The following is an 18,007-nucleotide window of genomic DNA, read 5'->3' as shown; positions in this document are numbered from 1 at the left end:
AACCTGGAAATCACATGAACGCACCCCTCAACATCGCCATGCCCGCCGAGGCAGCCGCAGCGCCGAAAAGCTACCGGCTGCTGATCGGCGGCAAGTTCATCGACGCCCAGGACGGCCGCACGCTGGAGCGCAGCAGCCCCGGCCACGGCTTCACCGTCTCGCGCTATGCACAGGCCGGCGCGGCGGACGTAGAGGCGGCAGTTCAGGCCGCGCACAAGGCCTTCGAGACCGGCCCGTGGCCGCGCATGAAGGCCGCCGAACGCGCCACGATCCTGCTCAAGGCTGCTGACCTGATCGAGGCGCGGCTGGACGAGATTGCCCGGCTCGACGCGCTGGAATCCGGCAAGCCGATTGCGCAGGCGCGCGGCGAGATCGGCGGCGCCGTCGACATCTGGCGCTATGCCGCGGCACTTGCGCGGACGCTTCACGGCGAAAGCTACGCCAATCTCGGCGATGCCATGCTCGGCGTCGTGTTGCGCGAACCGATCGGCGTCGTCTCCATCATCACGCCGTGGAATTTCCCGTTCCTTATCGTCAGCCAGAAACTACCCTTCGCGCTCGCCGCCGGCTGCACGGCGATGGTCAAGCCGAGCGAGATGACCTCGGCCTCGACCTTTGTGCTCGGCGAGATCCTGATGCAGGCCGGCTTGCCGGACGGCGTCGTCAACATCCTTGCCGGGTTGGGCGCCGATGTCGGCGCACCGATGGTCAGCCATCCGCTGGTCGAGATGGTGTCGTTCACCGGCTCCACCCGCGTCGGCAAGATGACCATGGCGTCTGCCGCCAACTCGCTGAAGAAAGTCGCGATGGAGCTCGGCGGCAAGAACGGCCAGATCGTCTTTTCCGATGCCGACCTCGAGGCCGCCGCCGACGCGACGGTGTTCGGCGGCTTCTTCAATGCCGGCGAATGCTGCAATGCCGGCAGCCGGCTGATCGTCCATGAGGCGATCGCCGACGAGTTCCTCGGCGCCGTCAAAGCCCTCACCGCCAAGGTGGTTGTCGGCGACCCGCTCGACCACCGCACCAAGGTCGGCGCGATGATCTCCGCCGACCATATGGCCAAGGTCACCGGCTACGTGACGGCAGCGGAAAACGGCGGCGGCCGGATCTGTAGCGGCGGCAATCAGCTTGCTTCGAGCGCCGGCCAGTATCTTGATCCGACCATCGTTCGCGACGTCACCGAAGACATGGCCATTGCACGCGAGGAAGTGTTCGGTCCGGTGCTCTCGGTGCTGACTTTTGAATCGATTGAAAGGGCGTTGCACATCGCCAACAACACGCCCTATGGTCTATCGGCGGGCGTGTGGAGCGCCAGCATCGATACCTGCATGTCGGTGGCGCGGAATGTGCGTTCGGGAACCGTTTGGGTGAACACGTTCATGGAGGGTTACCCCGAACTGCCTTTCGGCGGCTACAAGCAGTCCGGTCTCGGACGCGAACTCGGCAAGCGCGCCGTCGAGGATTATACCGAGGAAAAGACAATCCAGTTTCATCGCGGCCAGCGCACCGGATGGTGGGTCGGCTGAGTTGGGAAGAACCCGGTGGGCATCCGCCGGTCGTGTAAGTTCAACAAGGGAGGAAGTACATGTTGCGCAAACTGCTTATCGGGACGGCTCTCGCATCGGGCGTTGCGTTCGCGGCCCATGCCGAGGACGTCAAGGAAGTCCAGATGCTGCATTGGTGGACGTCGGGCGGCGAAGCTGCCGCTCTGAACGTACTCAAGCAGGATCTGGCCAAGGAAGGCTTTGCCTGGAAGGACGTGCCGGTGGCCGGCGGCGGCGGCGACGCCGCCATGACCGCGCTGAAGGCGATGGTGGCAGCGGGCAACTACCCGACCGCCTCGCAGATGCTTGGCTATACCGTGCTCGATTACGCCGCAGCCGGCGTCATGGGCGACTTGACCGAGACGGCGATAAAGGAAGGCTGGGACAAGTCCGTTCCCGCGGCCCTGCAGAAATTCTCCGTCTATGACGGCAAGTGGGTCGCGGCTCCGGTCAACGTCCACTCGGTCAACTGGCTATGGATCAACAAGGCGGTGATGGACAAGATCGGCGGCACCGAGCCCAAGACCTTCGACGACTTCATTGCGTTGCTGGACAAAGCCAAGGCGGCGGGCGTCATCCCGCTCGCGCTGGGCGGCCAGAACTGGCAGGAAGCGACAATGTTCGACTCAGTCGTGCTGTCGACCGGCGGGCCTGAGTTCTACAAGAAGGCCTTCAACGACCTCGACGAGGAGTCGCTGAAGTCCGACACGATGAAGAAGTCGTTCGACAATCTCGCCAAGCTCGTCACCTATGTCGACCCGAACTTCTCGGGCCGGGACTGGAACCTCGCCACCGCCATGGTCATCAAGGGCGATGCGCTGGTGCAGGTGATGGGTGACTGGGCCAAGGGCGAATTCAACGCCGCCAAGAAGGTCCCGGGCACCGACTTCCTGTGCTACCGCTTCCCGGGCACCGACGGCAGCGTCGTCTACAACTCCGACATGTTCGGCATGTTCAACGTTCCGGAGGACCGCAAGGCCGCCCAGATCGCCCTGGCCACCGCCACGCTGTCGAAGAGCTTCCAGTCGGCCTTCAACGTCGTCAAGGGCTCTGTTCCGGCCCGCACCGACGTGCCGGACACCGATTTTGACGCTTGCGGCAAGAAGGGCATGGCCGACCTGAAGGCCGCCAATGAAGGCGGCACGCTGTTCGGTTCGCTGGCGCAGGGCTATGGCGCGCCTCCCGCGGTTGCCAACGCCTACAAGGATGTCGTCTCGAAATTCGTGCACGGCCAGATCAAGACCTCGGACGAGGCCGTGACCCAACTGGTCAGCGCGATCGAAGACGCCAAGTAAGGCACCCGCCCATGTGAATGATCTCCCCGGCGCAAGCCGGGGAGATCCCCTGCGGCGAGGTTTTGCGGTTGCGCCGACCGGCACGCTTTCGTGCCGCAGAGCCCGAGACAGCAGAATTCCGGACCCGCCATACGGATGGACAGATGAGCACAGTTGCTGAAACCAGTATCACGCTGACGCCGGAGCACGATGCCCGTCCGGGCGCCACGGTGCGCTCGCGCCTTCAGGACGCGCTGCCGAAGCTCGTGCTGGCGCCGAGCTTCGCCGCCACTATCGTCTTCGTCTACGGCTTCATCCTGTGGACGATCTATCTGTCCTTCACCAATTCCAAGACCTTCCCGTCCTATGCGATCACCGGGCCACGCGCCTATCAGCGGCTATGGCGCTGGACTTTCGAAAGCGATCCGCCGTCCTCCTGGTACACGTCGATCACCAATATGGGGATTTTCGGCTTCCTCTATATTTCCATCTGCCTGGCGCTCGGCCTGTTCCTGGCGATCCTGCTCGACCAGAAGATCCGCGGCGAAGGTGTGCTGCGGCCGATCTACCTCTACCCGATGGCACTGTCGTTCATCGTCACCGGCGTTGCCTGGAAATGGTTTCTGGACCCCGGCCTCGGCCTCGAGCAGACGCTGCACCAATGGGGCTGGACGAGCTTCCATTTCGACTGGATCAAGAACAAGGATTTCGTCATCTACACGGTGGTCATCGCCGGCGTCTGGCAGGCGTCGGGCTTCATCATGGCGATGTTCCTGGCCGGCCTGCGCGGCATCGACGGCGAGATCCTGAAGGCGGCGCAGATCGACGGCGCCACCACCTTCCAGCTCTACCGTCGCATCGTCATCCCGCTGCTGCGGCCGATCTTCCTGTCCGCCTTGATCGTCCTCGCGCATCTCGCCATCAAATCCTACGATCTGGTGGTCGCGCTGACCAGCGGCGGGCCGGGCGGTTCGGCCTGGCTGCCGTCCAACTTCATGTATGAGTACACCTTCAAGCGCAACGAGATGGCCGTCGGCTCGGCCAGCGCCGTGATCATGCTGATGACCATCACCGCGATCATCGTTCCCTATCTCTATTCCGAGCTTCGGGAGAAGCCGCGATGAGCGCCGTGGCCACTCCTGCTCGCCAGAGCACTGGCGGTATCAGCGCCAGGACGGTCAACCGTATTGTCATCTACGGGCTGCTGGCGCTGTTCGCGCTGTTCTATCTGATGCCGCTGTTCGTCATGCTTGTGACCTCGTTCAAGACCATGGACGAAATCCAGAACGGCAACATGCTGGCGCTGCCGCAGGAGCCGACCTTCGCACCTTGGATAAGGGCGTGGAGCGAGGTTTGCTCGGGTCTCACCTGCGTCGGCATGAAGGGTTATTTCTGGAACTCGATCAAGATGGTGGTTCCGGCCGTCATCATCTCGACCCTGCTCGGCGCGCTCAACGGCTATGTGCTGACGAAGTGGCGCTTTCGCGGGGCGACGCTGGTGTTCGGGCTGATGCTGTTTGCCTGCTTCATTCCGTTCCAGTCCGTCCTCTTGCCGATGGCAACGATCCTCGGCAGCCTCGGCCGGTTCGGCGTCAAGCTGCAGAACGCGACCGGCCTCACCTTCGGCTTCGGCAATCCGACCGTGAACCTGGTGTTCGTTCACGTCGTCTACGGCATCGGCTTCACCACCCTGTTCTTCCGCAATTATTACGAAGCGTTTCCGAACGAGCTGGTGAAGGCGGCGCAGATCGACGGCGCCAGCTTCTTCCAGATCTTCCGGCGCATCATGCTGCCCAACTCGCTGCCGATCATCGTGGTGACGGTGATCTACCAGTTCACCAACATCTGGAACGACTTCCTCTTCGCTTCCGCCTATGCCGGCTCAGGCGACGTGATGCCGATGACGGTGGCGCTGAACAATGTCGTCAACACCTCGACCGGCGTCGTCGAATACAACGTCAACATGGCGGCGGCGATGATCGCCGCGCTGCCGACGCTCCTCGTCTACGTGCTCGCCGGCCGCTATTTCGTGCGCGGCCTGATGGCCGGCGCCGTCAAAGGATAATCGCATGGCTTTTCTGGAAATTGACGGCCTGAAGAAGCGTTTCGGAGCGGTCGAGATCCTGAAAGGCATCGACCTCGACCTGGAAAAGGGCGGCTTCCTCGTGCTGGTCGGGCCTTCCGGTTGCGGCAAGTCCACGCTGCTCAACACTATTGCCGGCCTGGAAACCATCACCGAAGGGGAAATCCGCGTCGACGGACGCACGATCAACGATCTCCACCCCTCCAAGCGCGACATCGCCATGGTCTTCCAGAGTTACGCGCTCTATCCGAACATGACGGTTGCCGGCAATATCGCCTTCGGCATGGAGATGCGCGGCGTGCCGGCCGGCGAGCGCCAGAAGGCGATCGACAAGGTGGCGAAGGTCCTGCAGATCGGCCATTTGCTGAAGCGCAAGCCAAGCCAGCTCTCCGGCGGCCAGCGCCAGCGCGTCGCCATGGGCCGGGCGCTGGTGCGCGATCCAAAGCTCTTCCTGTTCGACGAGCCTTTGTCCAATCTCGATGCCAAACTGCGTGTCGACATGCGCATCGAGATCAAGCGCCTGCACGCCACCACCGGCACCACCATCGTCTACGTCACCCACGACCAGATCGAGGCGATGACGCTGGCCACCAAGATCGCTGTGATGCGCGACGGCGAGGTGCAGCAGTTCGGTACGCCGGCCGAAATCTATAACAATCCGGTCAACCTGTTTGTTGCTGACTTCATGGGCTCGCCGGCGATGAACCTGATCCCGGCGACGATCGGCAGCAACGGCAGCGGCTTCTCCGTCGTCATGGAGCGCGAGGCGCGCCAGCCGATCTCGCTGCCGCTGGCCAATGCGCCGGCCGGCCTGTCGGCGTTCCAGGGAAAACCGATCATCTTCGGCGTCCGCCCGGAAGCACTGACCGATCCCGAAGGGGCCGAACGCAACGCCTCGAACATCGCCCGCGCCGACTGTCACATCGAGGTCATCGAGCCGGCCGGCTCGGATACGTTCGCGGTCACCAATCTCGGCGGCAAGGCGGTGGTGGCGCGGCTGCGCGCCGACGCCAACATCCAGCCCGGCACGGTCACGCCGCTCGCCTTCAACCTGACCAAGGCGGTGTTCTTCGATCCGGCGACCGAGAGACGCATCGTCTGACGGCCATGACAAATCCAGATATCGTCATCATCGGCTCCGGCATAGGCGGCGCCACGATCGCTTCCGGCCTTGCCGGCGGTGGCGCCTCGATCCTGATGCTGGAGCGCGGCGAACCGCTGCCGGCGACGCCGCATACACGCGACACCCGCGCCATCTTCGTCGATGGCCACTACCGGCCGAAGGAGATGTGGCTCGAGGCCGGGGGTGCCGCGTTCAACCCCGGCAATTACTACTATGTCGGCGGCAATTCGAAATTCTACGGCGCGGTGCTGATCCGCTACCGCAGGCAAGACTTTTCGGAGATGGAGCACTATGGCGGCATCTCGCCGGCCTGGCCGTTTTCCTATGAGGAATTCGAACCCTGGTATTCCAGGGCCGAGCAGCTTTTTCGCGTGCGTGGTGCGCTCGGCGAAGACCCGACCGAGCCGTTCCACTCGACGCCCTACCCTTTCGGCCCGGTACCCGACGAGCCGCCTATCGCGCGTGCGCGCGCCGAGTTGAAGAGCCTGGGCCTGCATCCGGCATCGCTGCCGCTCGGCGTCGACATCGAAGCCTGGCTGAAAGACGGCAGCACGCCGTGGGATGCGTTTCCCAACACCGGCGCCGGCAAGGTCGACGCGCAAACGGGGCCGCTGGCGTCGGCCCTTGCCGACCAGAACATCAAGCTCGAGACCGGCGCGCATGTCGAACATCTCGAAGCATCGCCGGACGCCAGGACGATCGCCGCCGTCCATTATCGACAGGACGGTACGCTGAAGAGCGTCGCGCCGAAGCTGGTCATCCTGTCGGCCGGCGCGGTCAATTCCGCCGCCATCCTGCTGCGTTCGCCTTCCCCCAACGGCAAAGGCGGCGGCAAAGGCCTGGCCAACCGCTCCGACCAGGTCGGCCGCAACTTCATGAACCACAATTCGAGCGCCATGCTGGCGATCGATCCGCGCCGCCGGAACAAATCCGTCTACCAGAAGACGCTGATGCTGAACGACTATTATCTGTCCGACGGCAAGGGCGGCAAGCCGCTCGGCAATGTCCAACTCCTCGGCAAGATCGACGGCAACATCCTCAAGGCCAATGTCAGGCGCGCGCCCAAATTCGCGCTCGATTTCATGGCTGGCCGCGCCGTCGACTGGTATCTGATGTGCGAGGACCTGCCCGATCCCGAGAGCCGCATCATGGTCGACGGCAAGGACATCGTCATGCAGTGGCGGCGCTCCAACATGCAGTCGCTCGACGGGCTGACTAAGGTGATGCGCGAGAATTTCCGCGCCTGCGGCTATCCGATCGTTCTGTCGCGGCCGTTCGACAAGCGCACGCCCTCGCACCAGTGCGGCACGGTGAAGATGGGCAATGACCCGGCGACCTCGCCGCTCGACCCATTCTGCCGCTCCTTCGACCACAGCAATTTGTTCGTCGTCGATGCCGGCTTCCTGCCGAATTCGGCCGCCGTCAATCCGGCGCTGTCGATCGCCGCACAGGCGCTGCGCGTCGCCGACCACATCCGCAAGACGGAGCTCGCAACATGAGCCGCCCGGCAGCGATCGTCACCGGCGGTGCGCGCGGCATCGGCCTTGCCTGCGCCGAGGCGCTGGCCAGCGCCGGCTTCGATATTCTGGTCGCCGACCTTGCCAACGAAGCCGCCGACGGGCTCGCCGCCGACATCACCGGGCGCGGCGCGAAGTTCGCCTATGTCAGCGGCGACATCGCCGACCTCGACGGCCATGCAGCGCTGATCGATGCCGCGACAAGCGCCTTCGGCCGCATCGACTGCCTGGTCAACAATGCTGGCATCGGCACCGTCCTGCGCGGCGACCTGCTTGAACTCAAGCCGGAAAATTTCGACCGGGTGCTCAGCATCAATCTGCGCGGCACCGTATTCCTCAGCCAGGCCGTTGCCAAAGCGATGCTCGACCTGCCGAGCGATGGTGCGAGGTCGATCATCACCATCACTTCGGTCAGTGCCGCCATGGCCTCGCCGGAACGCTCCGATTACTGCATTTCCAAGGCCGGGCTTTCGATGTGGGTGAAGAACCTGGCGCTGCGGCTTGCCGCCGAAAACATCGCCGTGTTCGAAGTGCGGCCGGGCATCATCCGCACCGACATGACCGCGGGTGTCACCGCCAAATATGACGGATTGATCGACGGCGGCCTGGTGCCGGCAATGCGCTGGGGCGAGAGCAAGGATATCGGTGCCGCCGTGGCGGCGCTCGCCGGGGGCAAGCTCGGCTTTTCGACCGGCTCGGTCATCAATGTCGACGGCGCGCTGTCCGTGCCGAGGCTATGAACAGGTGACGCCATGATCGACTACATCCCATGACCGACTACATAATTGTCGGCGCCGGCCCGGCCGGCTGCGTACTCGCCAATCGGCTGAGCGAAGATCCGTCGCATCAGGTGCTGCTGCTCGAAGCCGGCGGCAAGGACTGGCATCCGCTGATCCACATGCCCGCCGGTTTTGCCAAGATGACCAAGGGCATCGCCGCCTGGGGCTGGTCGACGGTGCCGCAAAAGCACATGAACGACCGCATCTTCCGGTACACGCAAGCCAAGGTGATCGGGGGTGGCTCGTCGATCAACGCCCAGATCTACACACGCGGCAACGCCCGCGACTACGACGCCTGGGAGAAGGAAGAAGGCCTTGCCGGCTGGGGCTATCGCGACGTGCTGCCCTATTTCAAGTGCGCCGAGAACAACCAGCGCTATGCCAACGATTTTCACGGCGACCAGGGCCCGCTCGGCGTGTCGAACCCGATCGCGCCGCTGCCGATCTGCGAGGCCTATTTCCGTGCCGGACAAGAGATGGGCATTCCCTTTAATCCCGACTTCAACGGCGCCAGCCAGGAGGGCGTCGGCTACTACCAATTGACGCAGAAGGACGCAAAACGCTCCTCCGCCTCGGTCGCCTATCTCAGGCCGATCCGCGAGCGCAAGAATCTCACCGTCAGGACCGGCGTTCTGGTGACACGCATCGTCGTCGACAAGGGCCGCGCCGTCGGCGTCGAGATCGTCGACGGGCCGGGCGGCCAGCCAACGACCCTGCACGCCGAACGCGAGGTGATCGTCTCGTCCGGCGCCATCGGCTCGCCGAAGCTTCTGATGCAGTCGGGCATCGGCCCGGCCGACCATCTGAAGGCGGTCGGCGTGACGCCGGTGCACGATTTGCCCGGCGTCGGCTCCAATCTGCAGGATCATCTCGACCTGTTCGTCATCGCCGAATGCACCGGCAACCACACCTATGACAACTACGCCAAGCTGCACTGGACGGCGTGGGCCGGCCTGCAGTATCTTCTCCTGAAGAAGGGCCCCGTGGCCTCCAGCCTGTTCGAGACCGGCGGCTTCTGGTACGCCGATCCGACCGCCGCCTCTCCCGATATCCAGCTGCATCTCGGCCTCGGCTCCGGCATCGAGGCCGGCGTCGAGAAGCTGAACAATCCGGGCGTGACACTGAACTCGGCCTTCCTGCGCCCGCGCTCGCGCGGCACGGTGCGGCTGAACAGTGCCGACCCGGCCGACCGCCCGCTGATCGATCCGAACTATTGGTCCGATCCCTGTGACCGCGACATGTCGATCAAGGGGCTGAGGCTGGCGCGCGAGATCATGCGGCAGAAGGCGCTGCAGCCCTACGTGCTGCGCGAGGTACTACCGGGACCCGACCTGCAGACCGGCGACGAACTGTTCGACTACGCCTGCCGCAGTTCCAAGACCGACCACCACCCGGTCGGCACCTGCCGCATGGGCCACGATGCGATGAGCGTGGTAACGCCCGATCTCAAGCTGCGCGGCATCGAGGGCCTGCGCGTCTGCGACGCCTCGGTGATGCCGCGCATCCCCTCCTCCAACACCAACGCGCCGACGATCATGGTAGGCGAAAAGGGCGCCGATCTGATCCTTGGCCGGGAGCCGCTGCCGCCGGCGGTGTTTTCCACCAACCGAGCGGCATGAGGGACAAAGAATGATCAGGCACTGTGTTTTCGTCAGATTCCGCAACGATGTCGCCAACGCCGAGCGCGCGGCAATCCATGGCGATCTCGAAGCGTTGCGGCCGGTGACCGACGGCATGGGCAAGGTCGAGTTCAGCGCCAACACCAGCCCAGAACCCTTCGCCCGCGGCTTCACGCACGGCTTCACCATCGACTTTCGCGATGCCGCGGCACGCGACGCCCATCTGGAGCATGAAGCACATCAGCGAGCCGGCGCAAGACTGGTCGCGGCGCTCGAAGGTGGCACGGACGGGCTGATGGTATTCGACCTGGAGATCGCGTGACTATCCCAGTCTCAGCGCAACGACGCCGGCGACGATGCTAAGCACCGCAGCACCTCGCCATGCCGTCATCTTCTCGCCGAGCGCGAACACCGAGATCATCATGGCGAACAGGATCGATGTTTCGCGCAGCGACGCCACCGAGGCGATCGGCGCCTTGGTCATCGCCCACATCACGATCCAGTAGGCGCCGCCGCTGAGCACGCCGGTATAGATTCCCGCCTTCCAGTCGCGCGCCAGCACCGGCAGCGCCCGTAGGCCGCGAAAGACGACGCACAGCACCAGCGCCCACAGCGCGTCGCAGACGAACAGCCAGGCCGCATAACTCGACGCGGTGGCGGCGAGCCGCGCGCCGCTGCCGTCCGACAGCGTATAGCTGGCGATGAAGATCGATGTGCCCAGCGCGAAGCCGACGGCGCGCAGGTTCAACTTCTCCAGATGCGCGCCGCCGCGAAACGACAGCACCAGCGTGCCCGCCGACAACAAGACGATGCCGACGATAGCGAGCGGCGCCGGCATCTCGGCCACAACCACAATGCCCCCCAAAGCAGCCAATAGCGGCGCGGTGCCGCGCGCCAGCGGATAGGTCTGGGCGAAATCGCCGGCCTTGTAGGCACCGATCAGGAACGTCCTGTAGCCCATGTGGAAGACAACCGAGGCGAGGATGTATGGCCACACTTCCGGCTTCGGCACCTCGACGAAAGGCAACGTCACCAGCGCGGCGGCACCCATGCCGGCCGTCATCAGCGTAATCGACAGGAAACGGTCGAGATGGACCTTGACCAGCGCGTTCCAGACCGCATGCATGGCCGCAGCGGCAAGCACCGCGAAAAAGACAAACAGGCTCATCGGCGGCTCATCCGCCGCCGATCCCGGTGGCTACCGGCGTTTCCATGTCGATATCGACCCAGAGCGGAAAATGGTCGGAGGCGATTTGGCCGATATCGGCGTTGACCGAGCGCACGCGCCCGGCAAACATCCCGCCGACGAAGCAGTGATCGAGCCGGCGCTTTGCTACTCTGCCGTCGATGGTCTTCACATGAGTGTGGAAATCCGTTGTCGGTTCCATGGCGATTGCGGCGGCATCGACAAAACCGTCGAGATAGGCGGCACCGCGATGATAGGGCGCGCTGCCGACGATGCGCCGGTACTCGGCGCTGCCCGGCTCCATGTTGAAGTCGCCCATCCAGATCGCCGCCACGGGGTTTTCCGGCTCCTGTTCGCCATTGCTCCAGTTGCGCGCCGGCTCGTCATCGGCGCCGCTCCATGGCCCGCCCTCGGACGGCGCCCGGCGATGCTCGGCGAGTAAATAGTCGATCTGCTCCAGCCGCTCCTCGGCCGCGATATGCGCCAGATGCAGCGACAGCACCCGCACCGGGCCGGCAGGGGTGCGGATCATGCACTCGAGTGCGGCATTGCGGGTGTTGAGCGGACGCAGCGTGCGCCTGAGCGGCAGCGTGTGCAGCCGCGACCAGGCGATCGGCAGCTTCGACAGAAGCATGGTGCCGAATTGCCGCCGCCGGTTGACGATGCGGCCTTCACGCCGTCGGCTGGCATCCATGTCGAAGGCCGGGCCATAGACCCAATGGTAGTCGGGCAGCAATTGCGAAAGAAGTTCCGGCTGGTCGTCCTCGTTGCTGCGCAACCAGTGCCGCTCCACTTCCTGCAAGGCGATGATGTCGGCGCCGGCAACGACCTTGGCGCAGCGCGCCAGATCGTAGCGGCCATCGCTGCCGAAGCCGTACTGGATGTTGTAGCTGACCAGCTTCATTGCTTATCCGGCTCAGTTTCCTGCTGGCAGTAGCCGTTCGCTGACAGCCTTGCAATGTGCAGCCGGGCGGAGGGAGCTTGGGCCAGATGCTAAGTGGTCAGCGGCTGGAACCGACCGGGCGGGGATGCTGCCAGTTCCGACCAGTCGATTTCTTCCTCAAGGCGGTGGTAGGCTTCGTCGCCGATCGTTCCGTCGATGCGCAAACGCTCCAGCGCATCGCGCTGGCTCTTGATGGCATAAAGACGCAATCTGTCATACTCGGTCGCGGCCTGGGCATCCTCCGGGTTTTCGGCGATGGCGCGCTGCGCCGCATATTGCTCTCGCACCGCCCCTGCCGCACTCGATGTCTTGCCGCTCAGCACGTCCAGCGCCGCCTGCATGATGGCGACGCGCGCCTGCGCGACCTCCCGGTCGACGGTCTGGTCGGGGTCGAAATTGAGCAGAAGCAGCAACGGCTTCAGGCTGACGCCTTGCAGCACCAGCGTGCCGAGCACGACAGTGAAAGCGGCGAGCACGATCGGGTCGCGGCCGGGAAAATCGGCCGGCAAGGCGAAGGCTGCCGCAAGCGTCACCAGGCCGCGCATGCCGCACCAGCCGATGAGCACGCCGCCGCGAAATGTCGGAGCGTCTCTCCGCCTGTCCTCATCGCCCAGACGTGCCAGCCTTCTGAGGATCGCGCCACAGCCCAGCACCCAGACCAGCCGCGAGACGATGACGACAGCCAGCACGGCTGCGGCGAAGATGAATGCTTCGACCTGCCCCTGCTCAGCAAGGCGGCCGACGATCAACCGTGCCTGAAGTCCCATCAGAACGAAGGCCAAGACATTGAGCACGAACACCGCCGTCTCCCAGACCGAGTAGGAACTGACACGATTCCTTGCCGGCATGCGGCGCGGCGACGTACGTGCGATCGTCATGGCATAGACGACGATCGTGATGATGGCGGAAAGCCCTATCCTGTCGGCCAGGATCCAGACGCCGAACGTTGAGGCGAATTGCACCACGGTGCCGCTCGCCGGGTCGTCGATGCGGCCGAGTATCGCGAGAGACAACCGGCCGAGCACATAGCCTGCGGCAAGGCTGCCGACCGTCGACAGCAGGATCATTGGTACGGCACTGCTCAACAGGATGGAGCCGGCGGCTGCGGAAACCGACATCCTGTAGATCAACAGCGCCGTGGCGTCGTTGAGCAGGCTCTCGCCTTCCAGGATGGCGGTGATGCGGTGCGGCACCTTGAACTGTCCGAGCACGGCCGCGGCTGCGACGGCATCGGGCGGCGCCACGATCGCCCCAAGTGCTATGGCCGCGGCAATGGGCAGGCCTGCCATCGTCCAACCGACAAATGCCACGGTCACGGTGGTAAAGATGACGGCGCCGAGCGCCAGCAGGATGAGCGAAACCTTGTAGCGGTTGAGATCGCGCAGCGACGTGTCATAGGCCGCGTCGAGCAGCACCGGCGCGATGAACAGAGCGAGCGCCAGCTCCGGGTCGATCTCGATGGTCGGTGCAAACGGCAGGAAGGCTATGCCGGCGCCGGCCAGCGCCAGCAACGAAGGATAGGGAATCTGCAGACGCCGTGACAACGCCGTCAGGGCGACCGCGGCCAGGAGAAGAACAAGGGTCAGTTCAAAAAGCGCCATGCCCAGTTATAACCGTGAAAAGCGACCGACGGCAGGGGCCTGGACGGTTCGATCATGACTGAGGGCGGTCAGCGAACTGCGGCGGCGCGCTGGAATGCTCCAAGAAGCGCGTCCGCATACATCTGGCGACGCGCGGCATGATCGGCACGCAGCTTTTCGGCCTTTTCATGCGTTCGCGCCGGTCCCTGAGACATGGTGACCATGGCGGACGCTAACGCCACGGCATCGTCGACCGGAAAGAACGTCGCGTTTGGCGCCTGCTCCCGATGAAGGCTGATATCCGAGAGGAGCATCCGTGTGCCGAGCGCCTTGGCTTCCTCGACCGTGGTTGACCAGCCCTCGAACAGCGAAGGATTGATGAGAGCATCGGAAGCAGCGTTGAGGCCGAACACATCCTCGTAAGGCACAAGGCCCAGATGACGGAAATGACCCGACACGCCGGCCTCCCTGGCGCTAGCCAGCAACTGGTCGAAATGTCGGGGATTGCGCGGGTCTTCGGTTCGCCCGGTCAAGATCACGGGGGCAACCTTATCAAGCCCGCCATTTGCCGATATGTGCGCCAATGCTTTGATCACAAGCCCATGGTTCTTGTGCGACCAGAACTGGTTCGGTAGGTAGAAATAACGCTGCGGCAGTTCATACCGTGCGATCACCTCCGCCTGCCTTGCTATATGCGGGGCCGGATCAAGATCGATTGCAAACCGAACGACCGCCGTCTTGCCGCGTGCTGCGGGATAATACGTCTCGCAGTCCCGCCTGGCGTCATCGCTCGACAACAGGATGATGCGTTTGCCGGACGTCTGCAGACGGTATCCCAAATCGCGACGCCACCACATGGAGCGCGAGAACAGGTGTGGCAAGTGTCGGTGCTGGAAGTCAGGAATCCACGATACGACAGAAATCGGAAAACGGTTGCCGTAGAACTGCGCCGGCTCGAACACCACGTCGACGCCTTCGCGGCTTAGTATCCGTGCCGCATCGGCGTCGCTGCCGCTGGCCAGCGCCCGGATGGCGTTGCGACCGCGGCCAAAATCAGCAACCTTCGCATCGACGATCGGCGGCGCGGCCAGGAAAGCATCCATCGATGTGCCGATCTTTTCTGCCTGCGCCGGAGTTAAGAACAGCTTGGCCTGCAACTTCCCGGCCAATTCGCTGGAAATAACGCCGAGCATGTTGCGCAGGTAGGTCTCCCCACCTGACCAGTTGCCTCGGCCGATGAGCGTGAAGCCCGCGGTAATCATCTTCGCCCCTCGATGCCTCAGCCTGCCTTTTTGAAAGGAAACCCGCGCACGATATCGGCCACGGCGGCTGGAAGTTCGATCTTGGCGGACCAGCCAACTCGATTTCCGATCTTGTCCACCTTGGCCAGTTGCGTTGCGCGGTCGACCCTGCGTAAGCGCGCCTTGTCCTCGACGATCTCGATATCGACCTTCATCGCCGCTCCGATCAGGCGAACAAGCTCCTCCACCGATGCGTCCCTGCCGGAACCGATATTCATGACATCGAAACTCGCCTCACCAGTGTCGCCGGCCAAAGCCGCCACCCCGGCAGCGGTATCCTCCGCATGGATGTAGTCGCGCCGCGGTTTCAGATTGCCCAATGCGATCCTGGCCTGGCCCTTGGCATTGTAGAGCTGGTTGAGAATATCGGGAATGAGATGCGCATTGGGGTCGTCATGGCCGATGGTGTTGAAGATGCGCGCCACACGCCCCCTCCCGCCGGTCCTGTCGGCCCAGAAACGAAGCTGGCTTTCATTGGTCAGCTTGGACAGAGCATAGTTGTCGCAAGGCCAGGTCCTGGTCGCATCCTCGTCGAGCGGGGCATCGACCCAGTCGTACACCGCGCCGCTGGACGCCAGCACGACCGTTCCGACACCAGCCTTTTCAGCAGCATCGAGGACGATTTCGGTGCCGACCACGTTGGCTTCGCCCGCCACGTCGGTAAAGTGCCAATCGACCACCGTGTAACCCGTGTCCTCAAGCGTCGCAAGCGCGGTCTCGCGCGTGAAATAATGGAGATGCCCCGCCTTCTGACGTGCGTGCATGTAAGCTCGCCGAACCAGTCCCTGGACGTGAAGGTCCAAAGGAATATGAAAAACGTGATAGCGGCCGTGCGGGCGCAGTGCCCGCAAAAAGCCCATATAGTCTTCGACATGTTCGAAGACGTCGATCAGCATGACAAGGTCATGCACTGACTTGGTCGCCAGAAAATCCTCGTGGTGGAAGATCGCGCCAGACGCCTTTTGCAGCGGCCAGAGTTTTGCTGCGTCTTCGGAAATATCGTATCCATGAATAGGTCTGCCCGGATATTGCGCGGCCAATTTGCCGACGATGCCGCGGCTGCCGCAGCCGACCTCGACGGCGTCGCGCCAGACAACATTGTTGCGCTCCAGGATGTTTGCGATCTCGCGCGCCTTCCAGGCTGTATCGGCCAGATGCCAGTCAGGATTGTTGGCAAGGTACTGACTGTCCGAGTAGATGTCAGCCGCGGTATCAGTGACTGTTATCGGCCGCGCTTCTTCGACCCCTTTAGCCGACATCACGATCTTCCTTTTCACAAATGAACGATACCAGGTGACCGGCTTCGACGACATCAATGCGCGTATCGGTGTTTCTGGCGGGCGCCCGAATCGCATCAGTTCCGGTCAACGCGCTAGGGTCCGGCTCAACCGCCGTGACCTGCCATCCATCGGCCGCCGACGCAAGAGACAGGGTTCCATTGCCCACCCCGAGATCAAAGGCTCGCCCAAGCTGCTTCGGCAAATTGCGGCGCAACTCGGCACTTCCATGATAGCGGCGCGCCGGCATCGATTTCAGTTGATGGAAATACGCTGCGCGCGCCAAGTCGGCCTGTTCCGGATGACCAGGCAACCTGCGCACAGCGTCTTCAGAGTCCAGGAAATTGCTGGAGCCCATCAGCCAAAATGTCCCAAACTGCAGGTCACAAAACCGGCTGCAGACAATTCCAATTCAAGGATCAATCTTCACTCCCCAGCGGGTTTCCCTTGGCGGTCTGCTTGTCTCTTTTGACGCATGAGATTGACCGCGATTGCAACATTCCCTGACTAAATCTGGAGCACAGGAAATCACACCGTCGCGACCTCCGTATATTCGTCCGATCGACAATTGTCACGCTACCAAGCTTGGGTCTGAGCAGATCCGGTTCTTTTGCTCGCGCCGAGGCAAATCCGCCTGTCTATTGGCGGATCGCCTGAAGGCGATCCCAGGAAAATGTGGAACAGTTTTTCCAGAACTGCCTCAATGCAGCACAAGCATGTCGCCGGACGAGAACGAAATCTCGGCCTTTTCGCCGACGGCAGGCGGCGGCGTTGCCGGGCTGTTGAATGTGTCTAGCGAGACCGTGCTGCCGCCGATGCCGACGCGCACCCGGATCACCGAACCGAGGAAATGCACCTCGGCGATTTCGCCCGAAAGGCTGGAGTCGCGGCCGGGGTGGCGGCCGAGCGAGATCGCTTCGGGCCGCAACGCCAGTGACAGCGTGTCCCCGGACTTCGAGCCGTTGAGCTTGCCCGTGAGCGAGACCTCTTGCGAGTTGACGCGCACCTTGCCCGAAGCCGCGTCGGTGACCGTGCCTTCCAGGACGTTCAGCGTGCCGACGAAATTGGCGACGAATTTGGTTGCCGGCCGGTTGTAGATCTCGAACGGCGTGCCGACTTGCTCGGCCTTGCCGCCATACATCACAGCGATGCGGTCGGAGATCGACAGCGCCTCTTCCTGGTCGTGGGTGACGAAGATGGTGGTGATGCCGAGCTTCTTCTGGATCGAGCGGATTTCCTCACGCAGCGACACGCGCACCTTGGCATCGAGCGCCGACAACGGCTCGTCGAGCAGCAGGAGCTTCGGCTTCGGCGCGATGGCCCTCGCCAGCGCGATGCGCTGCTGCTGGCCACCGGAGAGCTGATAGGGATAGCGATCGCCCATCTGCGGCAGCTTGATGATATCGAGCATTTCGGCCACGCGCCTGTCGGCATCGGCTTTTGGCATGCCGGCGACCTTCAGCCCGAAGCCGATATTCTGAGCCACGGTGAGGTTCGGAAACAGTGCATAGGCCTGGAACACCATGCCGACGTTGCGCTGATTGGGCTTCAGCCGGGTGATGTCCTTGCCGGCCACGACGATCTTGCCGGCGCTCGGTTCCTCGAAGCCGGCGACCATGCGCAGCACCGTCGTCTTGCCGCAGCCCGACGGGCCGAGGAAAGAGACGAATTCGCCCGGCTCGACGTCGAGGTTGAAATCCTGCACCACGGTGGTGGGGCCGAAGGATTTTCGCACATGCTGGATTGAGAGGAATGGCTCGGCCATGGCTTTTTCTTTCGGC

The 18,007-nt window shown here is 63.3% G+C and carries 16 protein-coding genes; 9 read left to right on the top strand and 7 right to left on the bottom strand.

All coding sequences use genetic code 11. The features are described from left to right. Window positions 1-14: 14 nt before the first annotated feature. The 9 genes from NKH43_RS05805 (at window position 15) to NKH43_RS05765 (ending at window position 10,261) form a co-directional block, all read left to right on the top strand. A complete protein-coding gene (locus NKH43_RS05805) occupies window positions 15-1,526 on the top strand; it encodes an aldehyde dehydrogenase family protein (RefSeq protein WP_352856974.1) in 1,512 nt (503 codons plus the stop codon). A gap of 59 nt (window positions 1,527-1,585) precedes the next feature. Beyond that, window positions 1,586-2,839, top strand: a complete 1,254-nt coding sequence (locus tag NKH43_RS05800; protein ID WP_031194023.1) for an ABC transporter substrate-binding protein — start codon at window positions 1,586-1,588, stop codon at window positions 2,837-2,839. 143 nt (window positions 2,840-2,982) lie between these two features. Then, on the top strand, window positions 2,983-3,942 hold the full coding sequence (locus tag NKH43_RS05795) for a carbohydrate ABC transporter permease (RefSeq protein WP_023675368.1): 960 nt from the start codon (window positions 2,983-2,985) through the stop codon (window positions 3,940-3,942). After that, on the top strand, window positions 3,939-4,883 hold the full coding sequence (locus NKH43_RS05790) for a carbohydrate ABC transporter permease (RefSeq protein ID WP_023675367.1): 945 nt from the start codon (window positions 3,939-3,941) through the stop codon (window positions 4,881-4,883). Before NKH43_RS05795 ends, NKH43_RS05790 begins: the two co-directional genes overlap by 4 nt. Before the next feature lie 4 nt (window positions 4,884-4,887). Further along, the gene (locus tag NKH43_RS05785) at window positions 4,888-6,003 is read left to right on the top strand and encodes an ABC transporter ATP-binding protein (protein WP_352856972.1); all 1,116 of its coding nucleotides are present in this window, start codon (window positions 4,888-4,890) and stop codon (window positions 6,001-6,003) included. Between the two features lie 5 nt (window positions 6,004-6,008). Further along, window positions 6,009-7,523 (top strand): GMC oxidoreductase, encoded by a 1,515-nt coding sequence (locus NKH43_RS05780; RefSeq protein ID WP_352856970.1) that lies wholly within the window; start codon window positions 6,009-6,011, stop codon window positions 7,521-7,523. Beyond that, window positions 7,520-8,281 (top strand): 3-ketoacyl-ACP reductase, encoded by a 762-nt coding sequence (locus NKH43_RS05775; RefSeq protein WP_352856968.1) that lies wholly within the window; start codon window positions 7,520-7,522, stop codon window positions 8,279-8,281. The genes NKH43_RS05780 and NKH43_RS05775 overlap by 4 nt, the downstream gene beginning before the upstream one ends. Window positions 8,282-8,310: 29 nt before the next feature. Further along, window positions 8,311-9,939: a GMC family oxidoreductase gene (locus NKH43_RS05770; RefSeq protein WP_352856966.1), complete on the top strand. Its 1,629-nt coding sequence runs from the start codon at window positions 8,311-8,313 to the stop codon at window positions 9,937-9,939. A 10-nt stretch (window positions 9,940-9,949) separates the two neighbouring features. After that, on the top strand, window positions 9,950-10,261 hold the full coding sequence (locus tag NKH43_RS05765; protein WP_352856964.1) for a Dabb family protein: 312 nt from the start codon (window positions 9,950-9,952) through the stop codon (window positions 10,259-10,261). Here NKH43_RS05765 and NKH43_RS05760 read toward each other — a convergent pair whose 3' ends face one another. The 7 genes from NKH43_RS05760 to NKH43_RS05730 all read right to left on the bottom strand — a co-directional run bounded on the left by NKH43_RS05760 (window position 10,262) and on the right by NKH43_RS05730 (window position 17,991). Next, window positions 10,262-11,107, bottom strand: coding sequence for an EamA family transporter (locus NKH43_RS05760; RefSeq protein ID WP_352856962.1), 846 nt, complete (start codon window positions 11,105-11,107; stop codon window positions 10,262-10,264). A 7-nt stretch (window positions 11,108-11,114) separates the two neighbouring features. Beyond that, complete coding sequence (locus NKH43_RS05755) at window positions 11,115-12,029, bottom strand: endonuclease/exonuclease/phosphatase family protein (protein WP_352856960.1); 915 nt, start codon at window positions 12,027-12,029, stop codon at window positions 11,115-11,117. An 89-nt stretch (window positions 12,030-12,118) separates the two neighbouring features. Further along, window positions 12,119-13,669, bottom strand: a complete 1,551-nt coding sequence (locus NKH43_RS05750) for a cation:proton antiporter (protein WP_352845555.1) — start codon at window positions 13,667-13,669, stop codon at window positions 12,119-12,121. Window positions 13,670-13,737: 68 nt separating this feature from the next. Then, window positions 13,738-14,910: a glycosyltransferase family 4 protein gene (locus NKH43_RS05745; RefSeq protein ID WP_352856958.1), complete on the bottom strand. Its 1,173-nt coding sequence runs from the start codon at window positions 14,908-14,910 to the stop codon at window positions 13,738-13,740. Window positions 14,911-14,927: 17 nt separating this feature from the next. Next, window positions 14,928-16,208, bottom strand: a complete 1,281-nt coding sequence (locus tag NKH43_RS05740; RefSeq protein ID WP_352856956.1) for an NAD-dependent epimerase/dehydratase family protein — start codon at window positions 16,206-16,208, stop codon at window positions 14,928-14,930. Continuing rightward, the gene (locus tag NKH43_RS05735) at window positions 16,198-16,584 is read right to left on the bottom strand and encodes a class I SAM-dependent methyltransferase (RefSeq protein WP_352856954.1); all 387 of its coding nucleotides are present in this window, start codon (window positions 16,582-16,584) and stop codon (window positions 16,198-16,200) included. The genes NKH43_RS05740 and NKH43_RS05735 overlap by 11 nt, the downstream gene beginning before the upstream one ends. Window positions 16,585-16,926: 342 nt before the next feature. Then, window positions 16,927-17,991 (bottom strand): ABC transporter ATP-binding protein, encoded by a 1,065-nt coding sequence (locus tag NKH43_RS05730; protein ID WP_352856952.1) that lies wholly within the window; start codon window positions 17,989-17,991, stop codon window positions 16,927-16,929. Between the last annotated feature and the right edge of the window lie 16 nt (window positions 17,992-18,007).

The organism is Mesorhizobium sp. M1163 (genome assembly GCF_040318415.1).
Lineage (GTDB): Bacteria > Pseudomonadota > Alphaproteobacteria > Rhizobiales > Rhizobiaceae > Mesorhizobium.
The sequence above is the reverse complement of the archived record's forward strand: the minus strand, read 5'-3'. Positions and strand labels throughout refer to the sequence as shown.